Source organism: Arthrospiribacter ruber (genome assembly GCF_019343195.1).
Classification (GTDB): domain Bacteria; phylum Bacteroidota; class Bacteroidia; order Cytophagales; family Cyclobacteriaceae; genus Arthrospiribacter; species Arthrospiribacter ruber.
Genome location: NZ_RPHB01000003.1, coordinates 184293 through 210973, shown reverse-complemented (window position 1 = coordinate 210973; position 26681 = coordinate 184293). Strand labels below are relative to the sequence as shown.

The window sequence follows — 26681 nt, the reverse complement described above, 5'->3', positions numbered from 1 at the left end:
TTACAGTTTATCACTATTTCCGAATTCAACAGGATATTACTTATTTTTTCTCAATTTGATGGTAAAATTAAGAAAGAATCCAATAGCGGTATTACTTTTGCAAGAATAATTTGGCTGCAAGTTGCAGATTGCGTGAACAAAGGAAGAAAATTCAGCTATGAATAATTTTAAAGCCTTAATGGCTTCTTCGGATCAACCGGATTCTCTGGGATACAACCTCAGACACAAGAGGTTCCAGATCTTTGAAGATCTTATCAATAAGAATTTCCCGGCAGGCATGACCGTGCACATTCTCGATGTCGGTGGCACAGCCTATTTTTGGGAAGATAAAAATATACTTTTGGAAGGTAGGGTAAAAGTTACCCTGCTCAACCTGGAAGCTGAATCTAACCTTCCTTATGGCATCAAAAGCATCGCTGGTGACGCCACGGATCTAAGTCAGTTTGAAGATGCACATTTTGACCTCGTTTTTTCCAACTCGGTGATAGAACACCTATACACATGGAAAAACCAGAAGCAGATGGCCAAGGAATGCATGCGTGTAGGGAAAAAATATTTTATCCAAACACCGAACAAACACTTTCCTGTAGAGGCCCATTATGCCATTCCTTTGATTCAGTATGCTCCTAAGAAGCTCACCTATATGGTGCTGACCAAAACCAAAATCAGCCGATTGAGGAAATGGTCCGAAAGAGATGCGCAGCAATACCTGGATGAAATCAGGCTGATCAATGAAAAGGAAATGAAAAAGCTTTTTCCAAATGCATCAATATATAAGGAAAAATGGCTGGGCATGACCAAGTCCTTTACAGCGCATAACCTCTAATTGGGGATTTACGAAGTACGATTTACGAGGCCTTCACCATACTCCAACCCATCTTATGTCTTTTGTCTAGCGTCTTAAGTCTTAAAATGATTTACGAAATACGATTTACGATTTACGAGGCCCTCAACTTACTCAGAGCTTCTCACGTCTCGTATCTCATGTCTCATATCTATTTATTACGATTTACGAGGCCTTCAACATACTCCTACCTTATGCCTAGCGCCGTCGCGCCTTGGCGCGAACCACTTTTTTTCCCGCAAGGACGCAAAGATTTTAAATGAATAGTCCCACGGGATAATACCCGATTGGCCTGAAAACCTATAAAGATCTTCAACCGGCCACCTACGTCATGCTGAGTCATTACCATTTCTGAACATTCCCCGAAATGTTAAATACTAAGGATGACAAGGAGAAGCCTCTTCCATACTCCAACCCATCTTATATCTTATGTCTAGCGTCTTATGTCTTAAAAGATTTACGAGACCTAATTCGTACTCAAACCCTTCTTGGTACATTGTACTTGGTACTTGATATTTTTCTCAAATCTCCCATCTCAAATCTTTTAAATTGTGATTTACAAGACTAAAAGTTATTTTCAGCTTTCTTATCAAAATTACAACCCAAATGAATAATATCTTTAGAACACGGTATGCCGCAGTTTTGCTTCTTCTTTTGGTATTTGGAAAGGCTCGGGCACAAGAACCCCTGACCTACCAAACACCTCCAAAAGTGATTGAAGAACTGGCAAATGCTCCCCTAACCCCTTTTGTCAACTTCACCAGATCAGGTGATAAAATGCTCCTTCTAGAGCGGCCAGGAAGCCCTTCCATTGAGGAACTGGCACAACCTGAGCTTCGATTGGCCGGAATCAGGATCAATCCCGCTACCAATGGCCCCAGCAGAAGTGGTTTTATACAAAATGTAAAAGTCAAAAATGTTCGCTCCGGTGAAGAAAGCCAGGTAAAAAACCTGCCCGAAAACCCAAGACTGGGAAACTTCTCCCTATCCAAAGATGAGAAATACCTGGCCCTGACCAATACCAGCAATACGGGTATCAGCCTCTGGATCGTGGACATGGAAAGCCTTGAAGCCAAAAAAATCACCGATGAAATCGTCAACGGAGTATACGGCACAGACATTTCCTGGACTGCTGACCACAGCATCATTTTCAAAGGCATCAATCCCCAAAGAGGAAATATGCCAGAAGCTCCTTTGGCCCCATCCGGACCTACGGTACAGGAAACGGTAGGCAATGCAGCACCTTCCAGAACCTACCAAGACCTTTTGGTAAACCCATACGACGAGGAGGTTTTTGCCTTCTTGATGAATTCTCAAGTGATGAAAGCCGACCTGAATGGTAATGTTAGTCCCGTCGGTGAAGCTGGACTGATCAAGTCTATCAGCCTTTCTCCGGATGACCAGTACATCATGGTAGACCTTATCCAAAAACCATTTTCCTACTTGGTGCCTGCCTCTAGGTTCCCCTACAATGTAGAAATCTGGGACCAAAGCGGCAGCAAAATCAAAACAATGGCAGAAATACCTTTGGACGAGGTAAGGCCAACAGGCTTTGACGCAACCGTTACAGGCCCTAGATCCATTTCCTGGAGGGCTGACAAGCCGGCCACCCTCTATTGGGTAGAAGCTCAGGACGGTGGTGATCCCAAGGTGGAAATGGAAGAAAGGGAAATCGTCTATACCCTGGATGCGCCTTTTTCGGCTACACCAAGTAAGCTGGCCAGCTTGGCTTACAGGTACAGGGGAATTTATTGGTCAGATGACAATTTTGCCCTACTTAATGAGGGTTGGTTTGCCAGCAGACAGCAAAAGGTAAGCAGAATCAACCCTTCCAAACCGGATGAAAAAGCAACAGTAATCATCGAAAGGTCCTCAGATGATATCTACAATGACCCGGGAACTCCTGTTTTCACTTCCAACCAATATGGCAGAAGTGTACTGCAAAGAAAAGGAGATGAGGTTTACATGACTTCAGAAGGCGGATCTCCGGAAGGAAGCATGCCTTATTTATCTGCTTTTGATACCAAAAAGAAATCAGAACGCATACTTTGGAGGTCTGAAGCCCCTTATTACGAAAGGGTAGTAAAAGTGCTGAATGCAGATGCTACTGAATTTGTCACCCTTAAGGAAAGTACAGACCTGCAACCCAACTATTGGGTAGTAAATACCAGAAGAAGGATTGCTCCAAGACAACTGACCGAGTTTGAGCACCCTTATGAAGCGCTGAAAGGCATCAAAAAGGAGCTGGTCAAATACAAAAGAAATGACGGCTTGGACCTGTCTGCAACAGTATATACCCCGGAAGGATATGATCCTGAAAAAGACGGTAGCTTGCCAGTACTGATGTGGGCCTATCCAAGAGAATATAAATCTGCTGCCGTGGCCTCACAGGTTCGTGGTTCCAAATATACCTTCACCCGTATCAGTTGGGGTTCACCGATTTTCTGGGTCACCCAAGGCTATGCCATCATGGACCAGACCGAAATGCCTATTGTAGGTGAAGGAGACGAAGAGCCCAATGATTTCTTCGTGGAGCAGTTGGTGGCCAATGCCGAAGCGGCGATAGACTTTATCGTAGATGCCGGTATAGGAGACCGGAACAGGATTGGAGTGGGAGGTCATTCTTATGGTGCCTTTATGACCGCCAACCTGTTGTCACATTCTGACCTATTCGCAGCGGGGATTGCACGGAGCGGTGCCTACAACAGGACCCTAACACCATTTGGATTTCAGTATGAGCAAAGGACCTATTGGGAAGCCCCTGATGTGTACAACACCATGTCGCCCTTTATGAATGCCGAAAAGGTAAAAACCCCCATCCTATTGATTCACGGTGAGGCGGACAACAACTCCGGTACTTTCCCTATCCAGTCAGAAAGGTATTACAATGCCTTGAAAGGTCATGGGGCCACTACACGTTTGGTGTTCCTTCCTCATGAAAGTCATGGTTATGCTGCCAAAGAGTCCACCCTACATACCCTTTGGGAACAGCATGAGTGGTTGGAGAAGTATGTGAAGAATAGAAAGTAAATTTTGAGCTTAAAAGTAAAAGGAGCAAAGGACGGGGTCTTTTGCTCTTTTCATTCATGTTGTCAGGAGGCTGTGCCTTCGGACTTCTGATGCCTAGCGCCTTTGCGTCTCCCGATCTTCGGGACAGGTTAGGCGTGAACATTTATTGCCACGAAGGCGCTAAGACACCAAGAATGCTTCACCTTGTCATTTTGAACGAAGTGAAAAATCCATGTTTGCCTTTCATGAACAGACCCCTCCTTCGTCGGGGTGACAAGGTGAAGCCTCTTCCATACTCCAACCTTTCTTGGTACTTGATACCTTTCTCATATCTCACGTCTCACTTCTCATATCTATTATTTACGAATGACGAGGCCCTCAACTTACTCAGAGCTTCTCACGTCTCGTATCTCATGTCTCATATATATTTATTACGATTGACAAGGCCTAATTCATACTCCAACCTTATGCCTAGCGCCTTTGCGTCTCCCGATCTTCGGGACAGGTTAGGCGTGAACATTTATTGCCACGAAGGCGCTAAGACACCAAGAATGCTTCACCTTGTCATTTTGAACGAAGTGAAAAATCCATGTTTGCCTATCATGAATAGACCCCTCCTTCGTCGGGGTGACAAGGAGAAGCCTCTTCCATACTCCAACCCATCTTGTGTCTTTTGTCTTGCGTCTTAAGTCTTAAAAGATTTACGAGGCCTATTACTCACTCCAACCCTTCTTGGTACATTGTACTTTATACTTGGTACCTTTCTCAATTCTCATATCTCACGTCTCAAATCTAGCATCTATTCTAATTCCTATTCACCTTACCGATTCCCTTGATGTCTTCATGGACCACAGTAGGATTGCCAGTATAGCCCACCGAGCCTATTCCATCTACCTCTATTGAAAGCTCATCCTCACAGTGAACGTCTACTTTTCCTATGCCCTTACTGATCAAATCCACCTTTTGGGCAATTAGCTTAGAAGCATCTATATTTCCTATCCCTTCATTCAGCAGCGTCATTTCCCTGGCTGCCCCTTTTAGGGTAAGACTTCCCACAAAATTAAGGTCCGCGTCCAAGTGGTCGGCTTCAAGCTCAAGACTGACCTTTCCCACTCCCCTTCCTATCAAGCGGAAATCATTCAGCTCAAGCCCAGAGACCGTGGTAATGTTTCCCGCCCCCTCAAACTCCAACTCAGAGAGGTCTGAAACGGTCAGGTTGACCTTGGCCCCTCTTTTATTGAATGTCCTGCTGTCTTTTTCTGAAATATGCAGCTCCAACAAGTCTCCCCTTTGCTTGACCTGAAAGCGTGCAATCAAATCCGGGTGACCCTCTATGCTCAATGACTCTTGATCTCCCTGAGAGAGATGGAGGTTGAAAATACCACTGACCTTCAGACGGGAGACTGCTTCAATGTCGAAAGATTCAGTGACCTGTTCCCCATTGTCCTTCGAGGTCTCACAGGCCACCAGCGAAAGTGCCAAAAAGGCTAATAAAATTAGGTTAAACTTCATAAGTGTACGGGTTTGATACGATTACCAAGTAATTTAGAAAAAAACAGGAAAAAGCAATATGTCACGTCCTGAATTTGCTTGACACTCTTTATATTGTTTTTTGTCACTGCTTCAATATGGCTTTCCCTCAAAATAAAATACCCATATGCATACAAAGTCAGGTTTGGATAATTTTTTACATGATTATCCGCTTCTTCGGACATAGCCATTGATTGTTTTGAACCAGTTCTTTCTGATAAATTCTAATCAAAATTTGATTATGAAGCTACTTTTTCTCCCGATTTTCGGGACAGGCTTTGATGAAAAAGTAGCCAAAAAATCAAGAATTTCGAATCCTATCCACGCTCAAGGCCTGCGCTGGCCCGGTCGAAATTCATCCCACCCTCCAATATCCCAATTTACTGTTAAATGTAAAGTTGACGGTTTGGCTCTTAAGGTTTAAAGTGCAAGGATCCGGATACTCATAATTTTTAACACCAAACATGTCACCAAACCGCTTACCACAAATTAGGCGACTTTTTGAACCAATTGATATAGATTAATAGAAGTGTACTATAAGTCTTACCAAAATCAACAATCTATGAGATACGCTACAAAACATTTTTCTTGGCTCATGACCTTAATACTTTGTGGGCTAAGCACTTTGTTGTTTGCCCAGAGAAGAGAAAGCGCTGCTCCTGCTGCTGTAGATGAACTGTTTTCCGAAACAACTTTTCGCGGACTGAAGCTCCGTGGCATCGGGCCGGCATTCATGTCAGGAAGGATAGCAGATGTGGCTATTGACCCAACCAACGAAAGCACTTGGTATGTCGCTGTCGGCTCCGGAGGCGTTTGGAAAACCACCAATGCAGGGGTGACTTTTACCCCGATCTTTGATGAACAGGGCTCATACTCAATTGGCTGTGTAACCATTGATCCGTCGGACCCGATGGTCATTTGGGTAGGTACGGGAGAAGAAGGTGGAGGACGTCACTTCGGATTTGGTGACGGCATTTATCGCTCAGAAGATGGTGGCACCACATGGGAAAAACGTGGCTTACCAGATTCCGAGCACATCGGGAAAATCATCGTCCATCCGGACAACAGCGATGTGATTTTTGTGGCGGCTCAAGGCCCCTTGTGGAGTGCAGGTGGCGAAAGAGGCTTTTACAAAAGTACCGATGGTGGCAAAAACTGGAAAAGAACCCTAGGTGACGATCAGTTCACAGGTGTAGGGGATATCGCCATAGACCCAAGAAATCCGGACAGAATCTACGCAGTCACCTGGCAGCGGCAGCGGACAGTTGCGGCCATGATGGACGGAGGGGTCAAAAACGGTATTTTCAGAAGTGAAGATGGAGGAGAAACATGGACGCAACTGACCAATGGTCTTCCCTCCGGTAAAATGGGAAAAATAGGGCTGACCATCTCTCCGCAGCAACCGGATGTGGTCTACGCTGCCATAGAACTCGATCGAAGAACGGGTGGTACCTGGCGGTCTGCTGATCGGGGCATGAATTGGGAGAAAACATCGGATGTGGTGGCCAGTGCCACAGGTCCACACTACTACATGGAGCTGTTTGCCTCTCCTCATCAATTTGACCTGATCTATATGATGGATGCCAGCATGAAATACTCTTCAGATGGAGGGAAAAACTGGCACATTGTCAACAGAGAGCATATCCACGGCGATTTCCATGGCATGGCTTTCAAGAAAAGCGACCCCAACTATGTGATGGTAGCAACTGACGGCGGTCTTTATGAAAGCTTTGACCTCACCAAAAATTGGCGCTATATGCCCAATTTACCCGTCACGCAGTACTACAAAGTTTCTCTTGATGATGCAGAGCCATTTTACAATATCTACGCCGGGACTCAGGATAATGGAACACACGGAGGCCCTTCCCGCACAGACAATGTGCAGGGAATCCAAAATTATGACTGGAAACTTGTGCTCAACTGGGACGGTCATGCTACCGCCACTGAGCCGGGCAATCCCGATATAGTCTATGCCGAACGCCAACAGGGAACACTCAGCAGATTGGACATGTCTACCGGGGAAGTAGTGGATATTCAGCCGCAGGCCGGTGAAGATGATCCCCATGAGCGGTACAACTGGGATGCACCCATTCACGTGAGTCCGCATTCTCCCAGCCGCTTGTATTTTGCATCCTACCGTGTTTGGAAGTCAGACAACCGTGGCGATAGCTGGGAGGCAATCAGTGATGACCTTACCCGGGGTGAAGACCGCCTGAGTCTGCCGATTATGGGGGCCACCCAAAGCTGGGACTCCCCATGGGATGTTTTTGCCATGTCCAATTACGGAACCATTACAAGTTTGTCCGAGTCACCTTTGGTAGAAGGACTTATCTACGCAGGTACAGACGATGGGCTGCTTCAGGTCACAGAAGATGACGGCAAAAACTGGCGTGCAGTAGAAGTGAGCAGTATGGGAGTTCCTGAAAGGGCCTTTATCAATGACATTAAAGCAGATTTACATGATCCCAATACAGTATATGTTTCTTTGGACAATCACAAATACGGCGACTACCGTCCTTTCGTTGTAAAAAGTACAGACCGTGGACGTACCTGGAAAATGATTAAAGGAAACCTACCGGACAAGCTGATGGTTTGGAGATTGGTACAGGATCATGTAAAACCTGAACTGCTCTTTATCGCTACTGAGTATGGCCTGTACTTTAGCATCAATGGTGGTGGACAGTGGACCAAGCTTGAAGGAGGCGTTCCTACGATCTCTTTCCGTGATTTGGCAATCCAAAAGAGAGAAAATGACCTGGTAGGAGCATCCTTTGGCCGGGGATTTTTCATATTCGATGATTACAGTGTCCTTAGAGAAGTCAGTACTGCTTCCCTTCAAAAAGAAGGCTCACTTTATTCTACCCGTAAAGCCTGGTGGTATATCCCCCGGTCACATTTGAATTTTGACAGCCAAAAAGGCTCGCAGGGTTCTTCCTATTATGTAGCGCCAAACCCGGACTTTGGTGCGGTTTTTACCTACCACCTGAAAGATGGTCTGCAAACCAAAGCAGAAATAAGGCAAGCTGCAGAAAAATCCCTTACAGCAGCAGAGCGTGATGTGCCGATGCCAAGTTGGGAGGAAAGAGCAGCAGAAGAGATTCAGCAAAAGCCCGGAATTTTCATCTTGGTACAGGATGCCTCAGGAAATGTAATCAGGCGTGTAGAAGGCCCAACGAAAAAGGGTTTTCATAGGATTTCATGGGACTTGCGGTATCCCGCACCGCAGGCTTTGACCATCAGTGGAGGGCAACCCAATGACAAAGGACTGATGGTGGCTCCCGGAACTTACACAGCTACCCTTTACAAAAGTGAAGATGGCGTCACCACGGCTTTGGATGATCCGATCACCTTTGAAGTTGAGCGAATGTATAAGGGAGCCCTGGAAGGAGCTCCGGAAAATGAGGTGGCGGCTTTTTGGCGTTCGTACGAAGCAGCAGCAAAAGATGCTTCTGCCCTTGACATCAATATAGACCGAAGTATAAAAACAGTGGATGCCATGCGCAAGGCCTTGCAGCATTCTTCGGCCAAACCAGGCACATTAGATGCGAAACTCCATGACTTACGAACCGAACTCTACAACTTACACATGGAGGTCTATGGCAATCCTGCCAAACTACAGGTCGGTGAAAAAACCCCGCCTACCATTGGCGAGCGGCTTTTCGCAGTAAACCGTGGTATTTCTACTTCTCTCTACGGGCCTACCGAGACTTCCAAACAAACCCTGCAGATTGCCAATAAGCAAATCCAAAGAGCAACAGAAGAGCTGAAAAAGCTCAATCAGTCGCTGGCAGATATGGCGTCAGAAATGAAAAATGCAGGTGCCCCTTATATCGAAGGTATGAAGTGGCCTAATGAATAATTTTATTTGGCTGATAAGGAAAAATGGCCTCTCAGGTATGAGGGGCTATTTTTTTACCGCTATGATCAATCCGCTTGCCCAATTCTGTTTTGTCAGGACCAAATCACTTCTGCTTTCCAGATAGTCCACAAAATTGTTCGCTTTTTCCTGGTGACCTTCAGGCCAATTCTCCTGCGGCAACATATCATCTACTATGTAAATCCCTCCTTTTTCCAACATCTCCAATACTTCGTCCAATAGAAGGTACTTGCCATGCCAAGTATCAGCAAAAATATAGTCAAACTTTAGCTCCAGGTTATTGTTCACCCAATCTTCCCCATCCGAAAACACTAAGCTTAAGCGCTGATCTCCACCCAAAAATTTGCGGGCTATGTTCAAAAACTTTACATCATTATCGAACGAAATTAAACTTGAATTGCTGTCCATTCCATCAAGTATCCAAGCTGTTGACAGGCCTGTGCCGGTACCCAGTTCAAGGAATCTCCCCGATGGCTTTGTACTTGCGAGTGTTTTCAGCAAGGAGCAAGTCTTTATATCTGAAGCCATGGTAAAGCCACTTGCTTTGGTTGCCTTATCAATGTCCATGTAAGTTTGGGGAATCCCTTGAGTGACCTCGTCTTTCATATTTTCTGCCTTTTCCAAGCCAATACTTTTACACCTTCGGAATAATGTGCCAGATTGGGTTGCCTGTCCTTTAAATCAATTTCACCAACTTGGTAATTCACTTCTGTACGCTGTGCATCTACTTTTCTGAGCTCCCATTCTTTGTGGTGGATGTCATAGCGAAAACGCTTTTCGCCTTGGTCAAGATACAAACAATACCGTTCTGTCAACCACCTGTCCAATACTGTTTTTTCGGTTATTTTTTCTTCAATCTCAAATTCGGCATTCAGGCTAAAGCCTTTTTCCGGGTTTTCGGAGATGTACACCAGGTCGCTTCTGCTAATGTCAGCCTTTTCGTAAGGCAGTCCGGAAATTGCCTTTGCAACAAAAGCAGAGATGGTTTTACCCGCTTCTATGTTTAGAAAGTAAACTCCCTTTTTGTGGTCATTATCAATATAAGTTCTAACATTGATTTCATCAAAATCAGATACAAATCCTACAGAAGGTAAAAATTTGGGCCTGATTTTTTCCATGGTAAAGGCAACCAAAGATATGTAGCATTTTCCTTCAAATGTATCTATGTTAAAATTAGAAGGCACACACTTTCTAAGAAGGTCAAATGGAACTTCCCAATGTAGAAACAAAGCCCTGTTCCATTCTTGATAATATACCCAAGACCCATTTGGAATTTCAAAAGGTCTGTGGGATACATCATTCAATATTTCTTCCATTACTTCACTTTTGGTTTGGTTGAAAAAGGTCAGTTTAGCGTGTCAATGTTAAAGTAATCAAAATGGTCTATTTTAAAATCTGCAATTTCAAAATCGATATTGCTGTTACCGTTAGTAAACGCAACAACTTTCATTCCTGCCCTTTTTGCTGCCAACATCCCCGAATATGAATCTTCTATGGCAATGCAATTGGCTACCCTAATATTGAGTTTGGCGGCCGTTGTCAGGTAGATAGCAGGGTCAGGTTTTCCATTCTCTTCAAATTCGGCCGATGAAACCGTATCAAACAAGTGCCCGATTTCCATTTTTTTTAACACTGCCGGAATTATTTTATTCGGAGAATTTGTAGCCAGCCCGATCTTGAAGTTGTTGGACTTTAGATTTTCGATAAATGCTTTTACCCCCTTGATCCTGCAGTCTTCCTTGTTAATAAGGTCAATGACCCTATCGATCACCATTTGTTCAACCACTTCCAGCGCCGTTCCCTGCCATGGAAATCTATCAAACCAAAATTTTGTGACTTCAAGGGTAGTCATGGATTTTGTCAATGCGGAATGTTCCTCAGTTACATGTACACCCAATGAGGTAAAGACTTCCTTTTCTGCCCTTTTCCAAAAATCCTCTGAATCTACAATCACGCCATCCATATCGAATATGACTGCTCTTTGCATGGTATTCATTTATCAGTTCAAAGTTCCTCCAATAATTTATCGCATCTGGTCAAAGTTAAGAACCTTATGGTTGTAAAAGCTACTTTTTTCTTAAATTCACTTTCATCAAATCCATGCCCAAAAAGTCCAAGCCCTCTATAGCAAAACCTTATCCCGAACCAAAAATCAAGGTGCCCAGATTTTCGGAGGAAGCAGGGTTTTATACTACCAAGAAGCGCTCTTTCAACATGTCCAGGATCAAGGGCAAAGACACCAAACCTGAAAAACTGCTAAAAAAAGCCCTTTGGCATGCTGGCATACGCTACAAGAGCAACAAGCAAAAGCTCCCTGGCAAGCCCGACATCAGTCTGATCAAATACAGGCTGGTGATATTTGTGGACGGTTCCTTCTGGCATGGGCATGACTGGGAAAACAGAAAGGAAACCATCAAATCCAACCGCGACTTCTGGATTCCCAAGATCGAACGCAATATGCAACGAGACCGTGAGATAAATTACCACTACCAATCCAAGGGCTGGACTGTGCTGAGGTTTTGGGATTTTGAGGTCAAGAAGGAGTTGGGGATGTGTGTGAAGAGGGTGGTGGATGAATTAAATTGATCTTTTCGTATTCTCGGGACAGTTTCCCTGAGGCTATTAATACCTCATCCCAAAAATTTTCTTGAAGCCTCAAATGCTCATTACCTCGTATTTCTACCATATATCCACTATATTTCTGTTCTTCCTCCTTTTTTCTCCCGCAGATTTCGCTGATCCCGCAGATAAAGCTTCGCTTTTTGGATGGAAACAGATGTTTCATTGCTTTCGGCATGACAAAGCGAAGCCTCCCGCTGTTCGGGATTTGTAATCCCGAACCCAGATGAAGAGGATTTGAAATCCTGAAAAACCCAATACGCTATAAATCAAAAGGATTTCTCATATTTTCACCCTGAGAATTTGGCATTTACAGAAAGCGTATGACTATTAAATAATACCCCGAAGGGGTTAAACTATAAATAGCCCCGGGTAGCAACCCGGGGAATTCACGAAATAGAGTTAAGACCCAACCCTAAAGGGGTTGAACTAAACCTGAAGTAGATTTATGTCAATGGTAGGTACGAGGGATCTCAGGAAATCCTATTTATGATAATTCTATCATTTATAGACCCCTTGGAGATGCTTCATTCAGACCAATGACAGATATGGAGGGGTCGTCCCTCTGAGTGAAACGAAAGCCTGCCCCGATTTTTTCGGGGGGTCTCTTTGACTTGAGTGCAGGAGATTCTTCGTTCGTTTCTCACTACCATTGACAGATTAAAGGGACCGTCATTCTGAACGCAGTGAAGAATCTCCCACGATTAAGGGAAAGAGATCTCCCGCAATGCTGCGGGACAGGCTTTCATCTCCGCAAGCTCCGATTACCATTGACAGAAATATACGTCACTCTGACGAAGGAAGAGTCTCCCATTGTTTAGGAGATGCTTCGACTCCGCAAGCTCCGCTCAGCATGACGCGTAATTTTGTCATTACCCTTTCTGAACATTCCCTAAATGTTAAAATCTCAGGATGACGTACACCAACTGTCATTGCCTTTCTATAAATGCCAAATTTTAAAATCTCAGAATGACGGTTGACACTATATATGTCAATGGAATCTGGAAAGCTTTAATACCCTCTTCACATCTGAGGTTCCGTGGAAATAATGATTTCATTACCTGTCTCTAAGACAATCAGCGTACCCTCATAGTGAACGAATTTTCCTCCTCTTTTCTTGACATCCTTCAAATGTTTGATCAGGGATTTGATTTTTAAGCTGTCTCCATTTGCAATAATCTTTCTTTCAGAGCAAAAGCAATGGTCCTCTTAACCAAGGTATTGGCCTCTTTAAATTTTGTTTCCCCTTCTAGTCCCCAATCTTCACAGCACTCTATTTTTAATCTTTTAGAATTTCCAGTATGTCCCTTGGGTGGCTTGGCGCTTCAATGGTTTCTTCCAATCCTTCAAACTCATGCCATTCATGATCATATTCTGGGTTGTAAGGTGCTGCATAAAGTGTCGGAATTCCCCATTCCTTAGGAACAAAAAATTCTTCTGAAATCAATTTTTTTCTAATTACCTCTGAGACCTCGTCTATACTCAACCCTGATGAGTTATTAAAAACAACCGAACCAAACTGCTTGTAATTCGCTCCGTCCCGGTACATGTAGTTAAATTTAAGATTAAGCTTTCTAACATCATCACCTAGGGGTAATCGATCCAAGAATTCATCCAAATCACTTTCTGAATCAAATGAAGCTCTGGGTTCCTTGCCAACTTCAAAAAACCGGATCAAATCAACCAGGCTTTCAAAAACCCTAAAATGCTTTCCTTCAAAATTGTAAACATAGACTTGTTTGCTTTCCTCAAACCTTAGCAAGTTGAAAATTTCGATGGTCCTTGATGGGGTTATGTATTCGGTGGTGATGGGAATGATTTTGTTCACGTTACTTAAAATTTCAAGCGTAAATATACAGAAAAATTAGTTTTTGTAGACTATAGTCCGTGGTACAATAGACGACATTTTTTCAGATTGCATGATGGACATTAAAGTTGCCTACGGCGAAAAAGTAAAGGCCATCAGAAAAAGTCAGAATGTTTCTCAGGAAAAGCTCGCTGAACTGGCTGAGTTGGACCGGACCTACATTTCTGATATAGAAAATGGTAAAAGGAATGTTTCAATAGAAACAGTCTTCAAAATCGCCAAAGCGCTGGATAAGCCAATGATAAGTTTTTTTGAGTTTTAAATTTTTAAAATTAAAGATGACATGATTCAAGAAGTTAGAGATTTAGTAAAAGAATGGGCAGCTGAATTTGGCGCAAAAAATGACAACGAATTTAACAATTCTTATATCGAGCGAAAATTAATTGATGAAAATGCTTTAAATGATAATGGGGCATATTTTGGGTTAATTCATCCAGATGAGGAAACATCAGGAGCATATCATGATTATTCATTTGTTGTTTTTCCTACAACACAGGAAAAAGCTTGGGTAGTTTCTTTTTGTGTCGGTTCAAGCAATTTTCAAAGGGATTTAGAATTGGCAAGTCGTCCTGGGTTAAGAAGGTTATTTTCAAAATTAGTAAACGAAAATGGGCACTGCTCAACAGACTTTACTAATATTAATTTATCACTTCCACCTGCTTTTACAAAAAACCCAAAAATACAGCATCTGTCGAAAACTATTAAAAAATATACTCAGGTAATTAACTGTTGCCAAATCATTGATAACCCTCTAGATGAAGAGGGTAAAAAATTTATTAAAGCATTTTTAGCAGCGTATGCAAAAATAAGAGAATGGCCGACAAACCCTCAACACAGAAGTGCTGTTTCAAAGGCTCTAAAACCATTTCAAAATGAAATGTTAGAGGATGACCGAGATTTAATTTTCGAATTATTGAAAGAAAGAAGATTTGTAATCCTTCAAGGCCCTCCCGGAACAGGCAAGACCACAATTGCCAAAGAAATAGCGACCAAATCATCGGCAAAGAGTTTCTTCACCCAATTTCATGCTGAAACCACATATTCTGATTTCATTTATGGCATAAGACCTAGCCTTAACAGCGATGATCTAACTTATGAAGGTAGGATGGGAAATCTGGCTGAGGCGGTATTGTACTCAAGAGAAAACCCCAGTGAAAAAGTAGTTCTTATCATCGATGAAATAAATAGGGCAAACCTCTCCAATGTTTTAGGTCCCGTTTTTTATCTCTTTGAACATAAAATGAAAAATGCAGATGTATCTATTCAGATTACACCTGAATTAGAAATAAAAGAGCTACCCTCAAATTTCTGTGTGATTGCTACGATGAATACTGCTGACAGAAGCTTAGCAGTGGTTGATTTTGCTCTAAGGAGACGTTTTGCATGGTATACTGTAAAACCGAAACCTATTTCAGCTTCAAATTTTTATAAAGATGACTTTAATATAATTGCTGAAATTTTTGACTGGCATGCTACATCAAATGAGCTGAATCTTCAGCCAGGCCAAGGGTATTTTCTTGCTGATTCTGATGAAGAAATGGAAAATAGAATCCGGTATGAAATTTTCCCTTTAATCAGAGAGTATTTACAAGAAGGGTTGCTTACTTCAGCAGTTGAAGAATTCAATAGTTATTTTATTAAGAGAATTGATCAACCACTTTTCGAATGACAAAAGACCAAGGGCTATTTCATGAAATTCCTTGTTTAACTGAAAGATCTTCAACTATCAGCGGTAAGGAATTACAGAAAAAGGTTTTTAAAGGAGCCGATAAAAGGATCATTGGCCTTTATTTGCAAAAATTTATACAATACAATTCAGAATTATTCAGCTTTTTGGGAATAGAAGCTAAAATCGAAGGATCGGATCTAAATGCATCTATTTTTTTTAAAACATCTGAATTCATTGGTACTATCCCACTTAGAGCCCCAGATACAGGAAAACAAATAGGTGATTTTGTTGTTTCCCCTAGGTTTACGGGAACTAACCGATTTGAGGAGTATGTCGAAATTTTGGACTTACTGGGTGATGAAATTAGTCCTGAATTCATAGAAAGTCTGCCATTGGCTTCTAAAAGAGCTTTTAGACCACCACTATATTTAGAAGCTATAAAATTTATATCAGCTTTAGAAAAACTAGCTAAACAGCACTGGAGAAAATTTGACAATAAGGAAATTCAATCATACCAACCAAGTGGTCAAGTAAACTGGAATAAATATGCAAACCATAGTTTTAAAGTTGAACAGAGACTAGTTTACCCGACAAGAAAGAATCTTTTAAGCGAATTCCACTCCGAATTTAGTGAAATCAGATATGTCTACGATTTGTGCAAATCAGAATTATTAAGCTCCAATACACCAATAAGTATTAGGACTCCAATTTCAAAAAGAATTTCATTTTTAGATGAAAGATTATATTTCCACAAGCCTAAAATCACCTCAAAAATTCAAATAAAGAATGCTGATGGAGTAACGATAAAGGAAGCAAAGCAAATTGCAAATAGAATTCTAAATTTCAATTTAATCGATGGAACTGCATGGAGGGTAGACTTTGCTGATGTTTTTGAAAAGTTTATTCAGTATATCTTTAAAGAAGTAGCCAAATCGATAGGAGGTAAATTTAATCCTAACCTAAAGATCTACTCTAATACTAAGAAGAGATTCCAGTGGAGCTTAAATAACTTAGAGCCAGATGGAGTGTTGTTAAAGGATGACCAAGTGATGTTTATAGATGCGAAATACAAGTCACATCTCTATAATAAATTTGACCAAAATGAAAATTTGAAAGAAGAGCATAGAAAAGACCTTCATCAGATTCTTGCATACAGTTCATTTAATAATGTAAATCAGAAAGTTGGGTTTTTGTGTTATCCTTCCAATAAATTAGAAGTATCGCATATTGATTATTCTTTCTCTCAAATGAATTTTTCAAATAGGGTTGTTATGGTAGGAGTTCCATTCAAAAAAGAAGCTATACAAAAAGCAAAAGAAGCCCTTATTGAAGAGTTTGAAAAGATAGCTTCGGCTTACCCATTCCCCACATAATCCCAGACAAAATCTCCCAAGCTTTCCCATTCTGGATCGTATTTCATCACAATTCGAGATGTCAGCCGATCTACAAATGCATAAATGGCAGCTTCGTCCGATAAGTTTTCCAGAAATCTTAAGTTGGCATTGGATTCGTCAAAATCTCCAAGGATGATCCCTATTTCCCATTTAAAACTATCAGCATACGATTCTTCAGGCTTATCCAAATAAGCCTTCAGGCAGGTGATTTTTTCTTGCTTATTCATACTCACTTACTTCCCCCCATCCGGCGTCTTAATCTTAAACAACTTATCCAGCAGTGGGGTTTTTTGGACAGTGGCGATCCTCTTGATGATGGCACCTTCCTTTTCGAGCGCTACCAAACCAAAATAATTCATAAAGCGATCAAAGGTTCTGATCGAATAACAACTTGCAGCATAATCTTCCACAGTTGTATAACCGGGATTTATTCCATCGAGCAAAGAGGGAAAAGCTTTCAGATATTTTTCCGCATAGAAAATATCAGAACGTGGCTTCTCTCCATACTTGGACAATAGAATCAAAGTAAATCCAAACCCCAAAGGACCAATCGGCCTTTCATCATATCCATCAAAATAACCCCAATTGAACTTATTCCTAAAAGTATCAAACAGAAGTTTGAATAACTCAAAGTCGTCTTTCAATACCTTCTGACCATTTTTTGTAAGCGATAATTTTCCCAAACGCTTCTTGGCAATCCCCGTCAACTCAATCAATATCCTCGTCAAGTGAATGGAATCAGAATCTGTCTCCTTGTAGAGTTTATAATGGGCATCATCAATAAAATCATCTTTGATAAACCCTTGTGCATAAAGCTCAGCCACAATTTTTGTAGGCAAAAATCCCTTAGCTGTGAGTTTTAGGGAACCTGACTTGTCAATGATATTGCACAAGTATTTGACCTGCTGAAGCATCGGAATCTGATCATAATCCTCAGAGCTCAGCTTTTGTAATTGAATAGGACTATTTATGCCAAATGTATCATGCAAGATGGTATTCATCTCATAAGGAGAATATCCCTCAAATTCAGGAACAGCGCACCTGTTTTGTTCTTCCATTAACTTGGCTATCTGCCGATTCAGTTCTTCTAAGTCCATCACACTTTTGTTTTTTCTGAAAATAAATATACAGCCAACTAACTAGAAACAACAAGATACTAGTCCTCTATAAATAGCAGTGTAACCTGAATTCTAAAACCTAAAATCAACTGTGATTATCCGTGGTAAAAATAGAAACTTTCCAATCAAGCCACTTTCAACAAAAAAACATCCTCCTCCAGATTGAAGATATTGCTTCAGTTATTAATACCTGGAGCCCTCTTATCGCTATAGTTAGGGAGTGCTGAAAAACGCCAACTGGAGAATACTATAATGAAAGAATTAAGTCTGCCAAGTGGCGTCAATTGGGATTTTTTTTATATTCAAATAATTTTTGATCACAAAAAATTTGTTTCATGTACATAGAGAAAAATTTTACCCGCAAGGAAAATATACTGGAACTACTCTCAATTTACCTTTCTACAGAATATCAAATTGATAATGAAACAGCCCAAAACTGTCTCAAGAAACAATTAACCCCACTTTTGGACCAACTTATTGAAAACATTGTTTTGTTAATTGAATACCCCTACACTGATAAGGTTTTTAGAGACAGTTTTTATAATTATTTTTCCTCCAAGCTTTATCCTTATTATAGAGATTGCATTAGGGTTTCATTGTTTTCAGATAAGGTTTCTGAAGAAGACTTTAGGGATAGTGAGCAAATTGAAAAGGTAAAGTCAAACTTCCTTGGATTTTTCGTCATCAGACCTATTACTCCTCAGCTTTTAGGAAGAACAGCCATTTCACCAAAAGCATATAAAAACAATAATCTATTAATCTGTAAAGCCCCTATCCCCTGTGCTATCAATGGAATAAAAATGACCGTTGAAGCATTCCCATACTCTTCACAAGATGCCGAAACCATTTCTTGTGCTGAAACAACCTTATGGGCAGTAATGGAATACTTTGGAATCAAATATCCGGAATACAAACCGACATTACCCTCCAAAATTCATGATACCCTGAAAAAGGTTTCTTTTGAAAGACAGATACCATCTAATGGGTTGGATATACTTCAATTGTCATTCGCGTTAAAGGAATTTGGGTTTGGGACCAGAATATATTCTAAAGATCAATTTGGAGATCAATTTTTAAATCTTCTGGCTATTTATATGGAAAGTGGTATTCCGATTATCCTTAGTGTCTCTTCTGAAAAAATCGGACATGCCGTGGTTTGCATAGGCAGAGAAGCAAATGATTTTGACAATTTAATATTTGAACCTTCAGAAATCATCCAAGTACACGGAACCCCTATAATATTCAACAGCCATCTAGAAAGAAAATATGTATTTATCGATGACAATCACCCTCCTTACCAACTTGCTGATTTAAAAAAACCATTTAATCATTACAAAAAGCCAGATTGGGAGGATTGCCAGATTTCTCACTTCATAGTTCCATTATACTCGAAAGTTTACCTTGAAGCCTATGAAGCCAAGAACTTTATCATAAAATTTCTGAATTTCTTTTATGAAGATGAAATCAAAGAAGTCGGTGACGCCGTATTTATCCGCATTTTCCTAACATCGAGCCGTTCCTTTAAAAATGAAATTGCGATAAACAAAACATGGAACAAAGATATCAAGGAAATAGTCTTGGAAAGCTTAATGCCCAAATTTATATGGGTTGCTGAATTTTCCACCCAAGAAAAAATCAAAAAGCACATGGCTGAAGGGTTGATAATCCTGGATGCCACTGAAGCAAATATTTATAACAACAAGCCCCTGATATTATCAGTATATCAAAAAAAGATGTTACTTTGGGACGAAAACAATAACGAATTGGTGAATTTCCCAATGGAATTGAATGATTTTTGCATATACAAAAACAACCTAGGCGGATTTTAACAATTATGGTAAATCGAAACAACAGCAAAACTCAAGAAATCCTCAAAAAAATGAGAGATGATCAGAAAGTGCAAGTTGTCAACACGACTATGGGAATGGCAACAATAAATGCCATGAATTTAGAACTTGAAGAAATGAGGCGGGAATTCCAGATAAAAGAGTCAAAATCAGGAATATCTGCCAAATCAATTATCCTAACTTAATCCAAAGGAGCTTTATGCTCCTTTTTTTATTTCACCAATTCTATATCATATTTGGATTCTTTTTCATCATAGATCATCTTATAATAAGAAAAATTTAAGTTGATAATTTCTGAATACTTAATGACAAGTATATGTCCTGGAATTTGATAATATTTTGATTTAGACTCCCATTTGTTTTCTTCCTTGAAGTCATCTTTCATAAACCTCCTTTGCACTTCTTTAAGGCTGATATATTCCAACCCTCCATCTTTAGAAAGCTCATAATCAACCAATATCCCATCATAAATCACAGTCCCTTCTTGAGTCTTGACCAAAGCGTCAACAAAAATTAACTCTATATCTTCTACATTATCCAATTCAAGATCATAAGATGATCTTGGGAAATCAAAAAATTCACCCTTCAAAACATAGTGCCACGAATTCTGAAATCGCAAATCCTTAAATCTTCTGTCCCACTTTTTTAGCCTCACTCCTTGTTTAAAATAGTGGCCAGCGAAAGAGGCCGCAATCATGATACTGAAATGATAAAAAATAATTTGGGCAGAACTTTCAGAAACATTTTGAAATGAAGATGGTAATGGATTTACAGCCAAAAGATTCCCGATTACTTCAAGATCAACTGGAAACCCAAGGAGTTTAGATAAATAGAACCAAATCGAGTGAAAAATCAGGCTGGGTACAAAAGCTGAAAACAGAATCTCAAAAAAAGACTCTTTGACATACTCCTTAGAAAATTCTTCGGCATAATAATATCTCCTAAAAAAAATCCCAGGGAGTAAAAAAATCAAAATCAGGAAAGTCGAAAAAGCAATATTCATTTCAATTGTCTAAGAACCCTTATTTTTCAATAAATCAGCTGTTGCTTCGCTGACTTTAAATGGTTTACTTTTATTTTTCCGACGAGCCCTTACCGCGGCAGCAAGTTTGGCCGAATCCTCAGGATCACTCAAAATAACTTTTACCCGCTTACTGGTAAGTGGGGAGTCAGAATGTCTAAGTGTAATATTTCTTTTTGACCAGCTCATAGTTTTTATACGTATTTAATCCTAAAAAAGTGAAAAATATTAATAAATCCTAAATATTCTAAATAAGAACTTGACAGTTTCCTGATCAATCCCGTGAATATTCACAAAAAACTGATCGAAATACTGGTCGGGATTAACAAGAGTTTTCCATGTTCTTAGGATGCTGCCATTTTCAAATTCAGCAACTCCGACCTGACAGATACTGCTGTAATCCGCATTGGCCGTTTCAACATCAATCGCAAAATAGTGGTTGTCCATGGCTTAAATGTTTGAAAAACAAGTCTAAACAATTTATCCTAGTGGAAAAATACCCTGTACAGGGTATTTTTTCCCAACTAAAAATTCCTTTTCTTGGAAAAGGAAATAACTGTCAATCGTTATTGTCAGAAATCTTTCTATTGTTATAGTTTAGTGTACTTAGTCATTTAGATCCCGGTAGGAAAGTGGCATATTAAAATTGGTTGAATCATCTTTCTATAAATACATTTTCGCCTATGTTTAACAATATCATATTTATAGGAGGAATTCATGGTTCAGGCAAAGGTTCCATGTGTTCAAATCTTAGAAAGAATTTGAATATTGAACATATGACTGCTAGTGATATTTTAAATTGGTCAGATATAAGCCCAGAGGTTGGAAATAAATTGGTGACTGACATTTCGTTCACACAAGACCGGCTTATCGATGGATTAAAGAAAAGGATTTTACCAGATAAAATATACTTGTTGGATGGACATTTTTGTTTGTTTGATTCCAATGGTTGTGTAGAAAATATTCCGATGGATACATTTACCAAGATAGACCCAATAATTATCTCCGTAGTAGTTTCTGACCCTAAATTAATTGTAAAAAGACTTAGTAATCGAGATAAAAGGAATTATGATCTGAAACTAATTGATAATATGCAAAAAAGAGAAATTGAATATGGTAAGGAGGTGGCAAATAAGCTGAATATACCCTTTGTGTTAGTTGAAAGGGATCTTTCCCCTCTTTTACAATCGATAAACCAAGCATAAATGAAAGTTTTATTGGATACAAATATCGTCATCCACAGAGAGACGGACAGAGTTACCAACCAAAATATTGGTGTGCTATTTTATTGGCTTGACAAACTCCATATTACTAAATGTGTTCATCCATTGACCCTAAATGAGTTAAAAAAATATGCAGATCAGCAAGTAGTTAAATCCATATCTATCAAACTCGATAACTACCAATTATTACAAACCCCGGCACCTTTAAAAACAGAAGTCCAAACCATAAGCGAAAAGTATGATACAAAGCCAAATGATTTTGAAGACACGAAACTGTTAAACGAGGTTTTTGTTGGCCGGGTCGATTACTTAATTACAGAAGACCGGAAAATCAGATTAAAGGCCAAAGACCTAAATCTTTTAGATCGGGTTTTTGGAATAGATGGGTTTTTGGAAATGGTAATTTCTGAAAACCCCGAACTGGTAGATTATTCAGTCCTTTCTGTCAAAAAAGAATTCTTTGGAAACATAGCCTTGGAAAATAAGTTCTTTGACAGTTTTAGAAATGACTATGTTGGCTTTGACAGATGGTACAATGGAAAAGCCGGAGACAATGCCATGGCTTATGTTTGTTATGAGGCAGGTGACATAAAAGCATTTCTTTACATGAAATTGGAGGATGAAAAAGAAAACTATTCCAATATGGCACCGACATTTAGCCCAAAGAAACGGCTCAAGATAGGTACCTTTAAGGTGGTCAGTACAGGACTTAGAATCGGGGAGAGATTTTTGAAGATTGTATTTGATAATGCCAGACAATACAAAGTAGATGAAATTTATGTAACTATTTTTGACGGGAGACCGGAATTGCTGGGTTTAATCCACCTATTAGAGAAATTTGGTTTTGAAGAATTTGGAACAAAAACCACTTCTTCAGGTACAGAAAAAGTATTTGTGAGAGACTTTACAATTAGGTTTAATGAAAGATACCCCTCTAAGACCTTTCCCTGGCTCTCATCAACGAGCTCTGTTTACATAGTTCCTATAAAACCGGAGTACCACACAGAATTATTTCCTGATTCTATATTAAAGACAGAGAGTCCTTTAACATTTGTGGAAAACAAACCTCATCGGAATTCGATTTCAAAATCGTATATTTCTCATTCATGGAATAGAGGGCTCAAATCTGGAGATATTGTGGTTTTTTACCGTTCTGGAGGAATTTATAAAGGTGTTGCAACTACTATTGGGATAGTAGAAGGGACGATTGACGGATTAAAAAGCCTCCAAGAGTTAATCCAAATTTGTAAAAAACGGTCTGTTTTGACTGAAGAGGAGTTAGCAGAATACTGGAATAGGTTCCCAAAAAACAGACCTTTTGTGTTCAATTTCCTGTACGCATTCTCGTTTAAGAAGCGGATTAATTTAAAAGAAATGCTTGATAAAAAGATTTTGCCTAGTATGGACTCAATTAAAACCATATGTAAAATGGGAAGGGAAGAATTTAAAACACTTATAACTCTAGCAGGAATATGAAAGTACTATTATCAATCAAACCTGAATTTGCAGAAAGGATTTTTGATGGCTCCAAAAAATTTGAGTTCAGAAGAAGAATTTACAAAAATGAGAATGTGAAATCGGTGGTTGTCTATGCCTCAGCCCCAATTAGCAAAGTGATCGGGGAGTTCGAAATTGAGACCGTTCACCATGATGAGTTAGATTCACTTTGGGATTCTACCTATGAGTTTGCGGGAATATCAGAAGCTTTCTACCGGGAATATTTCAATGGAAAAGATTCAGGCTATGCCATAGAAGTGAAAAAGGTAAGGAAGTACGAGGCCCCCCTTGGCATACGTGAAACCTTTGGAATTGCGCCGCCTCAGTCTTTTGCTTATGTGGATGTTGTGTGATGAGGTTACATCAGCATACCGGCAAAGTAAATTTAGCAAGGACTTCCATAGATCAAGACAAAAAAATAAAAGGTAATGTTTTATTTACTTCCCACTAAAAGAGGTCTAGGAGTTGAATTTTGGGGTTCTTATGACGATTTGAGGACAATTTATGAGGTACTTTACTCTTTTTGGGAAGTTGATTTTTATGAACCAAATAGGGAAAGTTTAATAAGTAGTATATGTTATGAAATTCGACATGCGTATCAAGGAGATCGGTTAAATAGAGAGTCAAGTCACTTTGGGCATGATCCTGTTGCACATTATGGTTTTCAGATTTCATGGGTTCAGCTTCTTTTCCTTATTGCTTATATAAACCACAAAAAATCATCCTCTTCTAGAAACAAACTACTTGATGGAATAATGCTCCAAATTGAATATTGGACAGAAAAATCACTGGAGTCCTTCGACATAAAAACCGGAAAAATGTTAATCCCATTTGTAGGCAATACCTTATTCGGCGGAAACCCATACATCTACTATTATATGAGATTGGTCAATGCTGATTATTTTGCTTTGGGAGGAGGAAAAAATGGGTTTAACCAATTACCGAAACTTTTAGCTTCAGGGGTTAAAGGAACGGAACTTTTTAAATCAATAAAAAGGTCATTACTAAAGTCAGCAAAGGAGTTTCAATGCGATCCTTTGGAAATTGAATTGGATGAAGATGAATCTATTTACCTTATAGAATGGTGACTTTATGAAGCAATTAAAGTGGTTAGCATGCTTCAGAATTATTTAGTATATCATCAAATCTTGATACAAAAGACTCAAATTCTTCATCAGAATTAATTGCAAATTGAAGGCAATCTGGGCATTTAATGTTCTCTTCGAAGAAGTAAAATTCTAGATCAATTCCAGTGGGTATAAATTCAAATTTGCAGTTAGAGCACTTCATTTTATTGTTTTCAAATATTGTAAGGACCGTCTTTAGAATTGAGGTGTCTGGGTCTTCTTCATGGGTCAATCTTACTAACATTAAACTAAAAAACCGTCTTAATGCTTTGGATTTTCTCAATGCATGGTGCTCCTGATCTGTTAAATATCTAAAATAAAGTTCATCAATTACTGCGGCAGAATAAAGTAATAAGTAATGGGTATTTATGTAAAACGTACCAAGATATTGATCTATGTTAGTGACAGCGTCGAAAATGTAATTTAAGCTTTTTGCTTCTGTCTTATAGTCCTTATGATTTGTAACAATATGAATTGATTTATTGGTCAATTCTTGAATGGCTCCAGGAAAGGATTTGTCGTATCGAAGATCGTGAACAAGAGTGGGGTATAGAAAAGAATTGAATTTCAATTTGGAAACACACTTTTTAGTTAATTGAAAATGATCAAGTTTGTTTGAAGTAAAATTATTTGATGGGTCATATTTCTTTATATCCCCTTCAATATAAAAGTTTTCAATAAAAGTTTTTGGTTCAATAAATAATCTCTCTAACAGTGTTAGTTCGTCAGTGAAAGGTTTCCTTAATAAGGAGAAAGCAACTGTAACTTTACATTTTGAAGCTGCTGAAATCGCCTCGTAAATAAAATTACTTAAATCCGATATTACTGCTGTGGCTACATGCTTTGTTAAGGCGTCAGTTAACTTATCATGCATTTTGTTGCTTAATAGGTATTGGAGTAATTCCTCAGTTGATTTAAATGAACTAATTTCTTCTTTATTAAAGTTGTTGTCAAAATATATCTTATGAATATTAAAATTTTCATAATCTTTAAACCTATAAAGATCTACAATCTGATCATACAGAATTGCACAAACATTGTTGATAAAATGAAACTCTTCAGGTAAAACAGTCTCATCATATTTTTGAATAAAAAGCATAGTTATTTGAAATTATGGTTCTAATTATCACTCTTTCCGCCATCAGTTTTCTTCTTAAGACTAGTAGTCTTATGCGTCTTTTATAAAGGAAAGAGTAGCTGTGTCTTGGTAATTGACTACTAAAATAATTATAGCAATAAACATCACAAACCTATCTATTTAGGGCATTATATAATATACCCCATTATCAGACCACCTGCCTGCTATTCTTAATTCCTTTTCATTAATTTCTTATAAACATATAATACCCATCCTTTAATATATAGCTCAAGTACATGGCAATTTTACCATTAAAATGGCAAAATTCCTCTAGATGCAATAGGTTTAGACACATAATGTCAGAGAATATGTTTTTCAAATGATATCATTTTTACCAAAAGTCCCAGTATCCTCAGCTTTGATAATACTTTAGTATGGTTTTGCCATAGGATAGGAAGGACAGGGGTAGGGAGTATTAATAAATTTTAGTTAGTGTAATACCGAACCTAGTCAGTAGATACTTCCTGAATCTTTATATTTAATTTATGCTAAAGGAGTCAATATCATCCAGATTGTCAGTCAAACCCAGCCAAATACACAACTCAAAAAGATTTTCGTTCAGAGAGGATCAGCATGCTCCGGAATATCTAAATTATCCAAAAAAATGCTGGACTTTTGTGCAGAGGTCTTTTCGCTGATAAGAATGAGAAGAAAATAGTATGAATATAACATTCTTATCACCTCAAAACATAACCTATAATCTACTGAACCACCGTATACAGCCTGCGTCTAACCTGCGTTTGACAGCTGGCAGGCTTGTTTCGGGGAGATCCGTATGCTGTTACAGGCAGTGATTTAAAAGCTTAAACTTGAGCCAATTGTCTCAGGTCGCGCTACACCGAGTATATGCTGTAGGTTGACTTCCATCGATCTTTGTTAATATTATGTTAAATTATTTGTT

Annotated in this window: 25 protein-coding genes; 14 read left to right on the top strand and 11 right to left on the bottom strand. The window is 39.4% G+C overall.

What is annotated here, in order from left to right; translation table 11 throughout:
* Nucleotides 1-157 precede the first annotated feature (157 nt).
* Both EGN73_RS06775 and EGN73_RS06770 read left to right on the top strand, forming a co-directional pair.
* Nucleotides 158-826 (top strand): class I SAM-dependent methyltransferase, encoded by a 669-nt coding sequence (locus EGN73_RS06775; protein WP_219287788.1) that lies wholly within the window; start codon nucleotides 158-160, stop codon nucleotides 824-826.
* A gap of 624 nt (nucleotides 827-1450) precedes the next feature.
* A complete protein-coding gene (locus EGN73_RS06770; RefSeq protein WP_219287787.1) occupies nucleotides 1451-3874 on the top strand; it encodes an alpha/beta hydrolase family protein in 2424 nt (807 codons plus the stop codon).
* Between the two features lie 783 nt (nucleotides 3875-4657).
* On the opposite strand, the gene EGN73_RS06765 is transcribed toward EGN73_RS06770, so the two are convergent.
* A complete protein-coding gene (locus tag EGN73_RS06765; RefSeq protein WP_219287786.1) occupies nucleotides 4658-5365 on the bottom strand; it encodes a head GIN domain-containing protein in 708 nt (235 codons plus the stop codon).
* A 613-nt stretch (nucleotides 5366-5978) separates the two neighbouring features.
* On the opposite strand from EGN73_RS06765, the gene EGN73_RS06760 reads away from it, so the two are divergent.
* Nucleotides 5979-9242 carry a VPS10 domain-containing protein gene (locus EGN73_RS06760; RefSeq protein ID WP_246611496.1) on the top strand — a complete coding sequence of 1088 codons (3264 nt, stop codon included), beginning with the start codon at nucleotides 5979-5981 and terminating at the stop codon, nucleotides 9240-9242.
* A gap of 45 nt (nucleotides 9243-9287) precedes the next feature.
* Here EGN73_RS06760 and EGN73_RS06755 read toward each other — a convergent pair whose 3' ends face one another.
* Genes EGN73_RS06755 through hxpB form a run of 3 tightly spaced genes read right to left on the bottom strand, consistent with a single transcriptional unit; the run spans nucleotide 9288 to nucleotide 11247 of the window.
* Complete coding sequence (locus EGN73_RS06755; protein ID WP_343207095.1) at nucleotides 9288-9884, bottom strand: O-methyltransferase; 597 nt, start codon at nucleotides 9882-9884, stop codon at nucleotides 9288-9290.
* The gene (locus EGN73_RS06750; RefSeq protein ID WP_219287784.1) at nucleotides 9863-10576 is read right to left on the bottom strand and encodes a YqjF family protein; all 714 of its coding nucleotides are present in this window, start codon (nucleotides 10574-10576) and stop codon (nucleotides 9863-9865) included. The genes EGN73_RS06755 and EGN73_RS06750 overlap by 22 nt, the downstream gene beginning before the upstream one ends.
* Nucleotides 10577-10605: 29 nt before the next feature.
* Complete coding sequence (gene hxpB, locus EGN73_RS06745) at nucleotides 10606-11247, bottom strand: hexitol phosphatase HxpB (protein ID WP_219287783.1); 642 nt, start codon at nucleotides 11245-11247, stop codon at nucleotides 10606-10608.
* Nucleotides 11248-11360: 113 nt separating this feature from the next.
* Here hxpB and EGN73_RS06740 point away from each other — a divergent pair, with 113 nt between their 5' ends.
* Both EGN73_RS06740 and EGN73_RS06735 read left to right on the top strand, forming a co-directional pair.
* Entirely contained in the window at nucleotides 11361-11846 is a 486-nt protein-coding gene (locus tag EGN73_RS06740; RefSeq protein ID WP_219287782.1) for a very short patch repair endonuclease, read from the top strand.
* Nucleotides 11847-12606: 760 nt separating this feature from the next.
* The gene (locus EGN73_RS06735; protein WP_219287781.1) at nucleotides 12607-12795 is read left to right on the top strand and encodes a hypothetical protein; all 189 of its coding nucleotides are present in this window, start codon (nucleotides 12607-12609) and stop codon (nucleotides 12793-12795) included.
* 363 nt (nucleotides 12796-13158) lie between these two features.
* Here EGN73_RS06735 and EGN73_RS22495 read toward each other — a convergent pair whose 3' ends face one another.
* Nucleotides 13159-13707 carry a hypothetical protein gene (locus tag EGN73_RS22495; protein WP_246611495.1) on the bottom strand — a complete coding sequence of 183 codons (549 nt, stop codon included), beginning with the start codon at nucleotides 13705-13707 and terminating at the stop codon, nucleotides 13159-13161.
* Nucleotides 13708-13798: 91 nt separating this feature from the next.
* Here EGN73_RS22495 and EGN73_RS06725 point away from each other — a divergent pair, with 91 nt between their 5' ends.
* The 3 genes from EGN73_RS06725 to EGN73_RS06715 are packed head-to-tail and all read left to right on the top strand — an operon-like array spanning nucleotide 13799 to nucleotide 16788.
* Complete coding sequence (locus EGN73_RS06725) at nucleotides 13799-14008, top strand: helix-turn-helix domain-containing protein (protein WP_343207094.1); 210 nt, start codon at nucleotides 13799-13801, stop codon at nucleotides 14006-14008.
* Nucleotides 14009-14029: 21 nt separating this feature from the next.
* Nucleotides 14030-15415 (top strand): McrB family protein, encoded by a 1386-nt coding sequence (locus EGN73_RS06720; RefSeq protein WP_219287780.1) that lies wholly within the window; start codon nucleotides 14030-14032, stop codon nucleotides 15413-15415.
* Nucleotides 15412-16788 carry an McrC family protein gene (locus EGN73_RS06715; protein ID WP_219287779.1) on the top strand — a complete coding sequence of 459 codons (1377 nt, stop codon included), beginning with the start codon at nucleotides 15412-15414 and terminating at the stop codon, nucleotides 16786-16788. Before EGN73_RS06720 ends, EGN73_RS06715 begins: the two co-directional genes overlap by 4 nt.
* Here the strand turns inward: EGN73_RS06715 and EGN73_RS06710 are convergent.
* Nucleotides 16770-17036, bottom strand: coding sequence for a hypothetical protein (locus EGN73_RS06710; protein WP_219287778.1), 267 nt, complete (start codon nucleotides 17034-17036; stop codon nucleotides 16770-16772). The genes EGN73_RS06715 and EGN73_RS06710 overlap by 19 nt on opposite strands.
* Before the next feature lie 6 nt (nucleotides 17037-17042).
* Nucleotides 17043-17906, bottom strand: a complete 864-nt coding sequence (locus tag EGN73_RS06705; RefSeq protein ID WP_219287777.1) for a hypothetical protein — start codon at nucleotides 17904-17906, stop codon at nucleotides 17043-17045.
* Nucleotides 17907-18262: 356 nt separating this feature from the next.
* Here EGN73_RS06705 and EGN73_RS06700 point away from each other — a divergent pair, with 356 nt between their 5' ends.
* A complete protein-coding gene (locus tag EGN73_RS06700; protein WP_219287776.1) occupies nucleotides 18263-19756 on the top strand; it encodes a C39 family peptidase in 1494 nt (497 codons plus the stop codon).
* 5 nt (nucleotides 19757-19761) lie between these two features.
* Nucleotides 19762-19959: a hypothetical protein gene (locus tag EGN73_RS06695; protein WP_219287775.1), complete on the top strand. Its 198-nt coding sequence runs from the start codon at nucleotides 19762-19764 to the stop codon at nucleotides 19957-19959.
* 26 nt (nucleotides 19960-19985) lie between these two features.
* Here EGN73_RS06695 and EGN73_RS06690 read toward each other — a convergent pair whose 3' ends face one another.
* From EGN73_RS06690 to EGN73_RS06680, 3 genes are read right to left on the bottom strand one after another with little or no spacing between them, the layout of a single operon-like run.
* On the bottom strand, nucleotides 19986-20777 hold the full coding sequence (locus tag EGN73_RS06690) for a hypothetical protein (protein ID WP_219287774.1): 792 nt from the start codon (nucleotides 20775-20777) through the stop codon (nucleotides 19986-19988).
* Nucleotides 20778-20786: 9 nt separating this feature from the next.
* On the bottom strand, nucleotides 20787-20984 hold the full coding sequence (locus EGN73_RS06685; protein WP_219287773.1) for a hypothetical protein: 198 nt from the start codon (nucleotides 20982-20984) through the stop codon (nucleotides 20787-20789).
* A gap of 39 nt (nucleotides 20985-21023) precedes the next feature.
* Nucleotides 21024-21242, bottom strand: coding sequence for an exonuclease domain-containing protein (locus EGN73_RS06680; protein ID WP_219287772.1), 219 nt, complete (start codon nucleotides 21240-21242; stop codon nucleotides 21024-21026).
* Between the two features lie 236 nt (nucleotides 21243-21478).
* Here EGN73_RS06680 and EGN73_RS06675 point away from each other — a divergent pair, with 236 nt between their 5' ends.
* The 4 genes from EGN73_RS06675 to EGN73_RS06660 all read left to right on the top strand — a co-directional run bounded on the left by EGN73_RS06675 (nucleotide 21479) and on the right by EGN73_RS06660 (nucleotide 24603).
* Nucleotides 21479-22000: an ATP-binding protein gene (locus EGN73_RS06675; RefSeq protein WP_219287771.1), complete on the top strand. Its 522-nt coding sequence runs from the start codon at nucleotides 21479-21481 to the stop codon at nucleotides 21998-22000.
* Nucleotides 22001-23494, top strand: a complete 1494-nt coding sequence (locus tag EGN73_RS06670; RefSeq protein ID WP_219287770.1) for a PIN domain-containing protein — start codon at nucleotides 22001-22003, stop codon at nucleotides 23492-23494.
* Entirely contained in the window at nucleotides 23491-23868 is a 378-nt protein-coding gene (locus tag EGN73_RS06665) for an ASCH domain-containing protein (protein ID WP_219287769.1), read from the top strand. Before EGN73_RS06670 ends, EGN73_RS06665 begins: the two co-directional genes overlap by 4 nt.
* A 75-nt stretch (nucleotides 23869-23943) precedes the next feature.
* Nucleotides 23944-24603 carry a DUF6904 family protein gene (locus EGN73_RS06660; protein ID WP_219287768.1) on the top strand — a complete coding sequence of 220 codons (660 nt, stop codon included), beginning with the start codon at nucleotides 23944-23946 and terminating at the stop codon, nucleotides 24601-24603.
* A gap of 22 nt (nucleotides 24604-24625) precedes the next feature.
* On the opposite strand, the gene EGN73_RS06655 is transcribed toward EGN73_RS06660, so the two are convergent.
* Nucleotides 24626-25741 carry a hypothetical protein gene (locus EGN73_RS06655; RefSeq protein WP_219287767.1) on the bottom strand — a complete coding sequence of 372 codons (1116 nt, stop codon included), beginning with the start codon at nucleotides 25739-25741 and terminating at the stop codon, nucleotides 24626-24628.
* Nucleotides 25742-26681 lie beyond the last annotated feature (940 nt).

Coding starts and splice junctions, on each gene's coding strand:
- EGN73_RS06775 (WP_219287788.1), top strand. CDS start 158: ATGAATAATTTTAAAGCCTTAATGGCTTCTTCGGATCAACCGGATTCT.
- EGN73_RS06735 (WP_219287781.1), top strand. CDS start 12,607: ATGCTGCGGGACAGGCTTTCATCTCCGCAAGCTCCGATTACCATTGAC.
- EGN73_RS06725 (WP_343207094.1), top strand. CDS start 13,799: ATGATGGACATTAAAGTTGCCTACGGCGAAAAAGTAAAGGCCATCAGA.
- EGN73_RS06740 (WP_219287782.1), top strand. CDS start 11,361: ATGCCCAAAAAGTCCAAGCCCTCTATAGCAAAACCTTATCCCGAACCA.
- EGN73_RS06760 (WP_246611496.1), top strand. CDS start 5,979: ATGACCTTAATACTTTGTGGGCTAAGCACTTTGTTGTTTGCCCAGAGA.
- EGN73_RS06715 (WP_219287779.1), top strand. CDS start 15,412: ATGACAAAAGACCAAGGGCTATTTCATGAAATTCCTTGTTTAACTGAA.
- EGN73_RS06770 (WP_219287787.1), top strand. CDS start 1,451: ATGAATAATATCTTTAGAACACGGTATGCCGCAGTTTTGCTTCTTCTT.
- EGN73_RS06710 (WP_219287778.1), bottom strand. CDS start 17,036: ATGAATAAGCAAGAAAAAATCACCTGCCTGAAGGCTTATTTGGATAAG.
- hxpB (WP_219287783.1), bottom strand. CDS start 11,247: ATGCAAAGAGCAGTCATATTCGATATGGATGGCGTGATTGTAGATTCA.
- EGN73_RS06670 (WP_219287770.1), top strand. CDS start 22,001: ATGAAAGTTTTATTGGATACAAATATCGTCATCCACAGAGAGACGGAC.
- EGN73_RS06765 (WP_219287786.1), bottom strand. CDS start 5,365: ATGAAGTTTAACCTAATTTTATTAGCCTTTTTGGCACTTTCGCTGGTG.
- EGN73_RS06675 (WP_219287771.1), top strand. CDS start 21,479: ATGTTTAACAATATCATATTTATAGGAGGAATTCATGGTTCAGGCAAA.
- EGN73_RS06720 (WP_219287780.1), top strand. CDS start 14,030: ATGATTCAAGAAGTTAGAGATTTAGTAAAAGAATGGGCAGCTGAATTT.
- EGN73_RS06685 (WP_219287773.1), bottom strand. CDS start 20,984: ATGAGCTGGTCAAAAAGAAATATTACACTTAGACATTCTGACTCCCCA.
- EGN73_RS06695 (WP_219287775.1), top strand. CDS start 19,762: ATGGTAAATCGAAACAACAGCAAAACTCAAGAAATCCTCAAAAAAATG.
- EGN73_RS06690 (WP_219287774.1), bottom strand. CDS start 20,777: ATGAATATTGCTTTTTCGACTTTCCTGATTTTGATTTTTTTACTCCCT.
- EGN73_RS06655 (WP_219287767.1), bottom strand. CDS start 25,741: ATGCTTTTTATTCAAAAATATGATGAGACTGTTTTACCTGAAGAGTTT.
- EGN73_RS06705 (WP_219287777.1), bottom strand. CDS start 17,906: ATGGACTTAGAAGAACTGAATCGGCAGATAGCCAAGTTAATGGAAGAA.
- EGN73_RS06665 (WP_219287769.1), top strand. CDS start 23,491: ATGAAAGTACTATTATCAATCAAACCTGAATTTGCAGAAAGGATTTTT.
- EGN73_RS06700 (WP_219287776.1), top strand. CDS start 18,263: ATGTACATAGAGAAAAATTTTACCCGCAAGGAAAATATACTGGAACTA.
- EGN73_RS06660 (WP_219287768.1), top strand. CDS start 23,944: ATGTTTTATTTACTTCCCACTAAAAGAGGTCTAGGAGTTGAATTTTGG.
- EGN73_RS06750 (WP_219287784.1), bottom strand. CDS start 10,576: ATGGAAGAAATATTGAATGATGTATCCCACAGACCTTTTGAAATTCCA.
- EGN73_RS06680 (WP_219287772.1), bottom strand. CDS start 21,242: ATGGACAACCACTATTTTGCGATTGATGTTGAAACGGCCAATGCGGAT.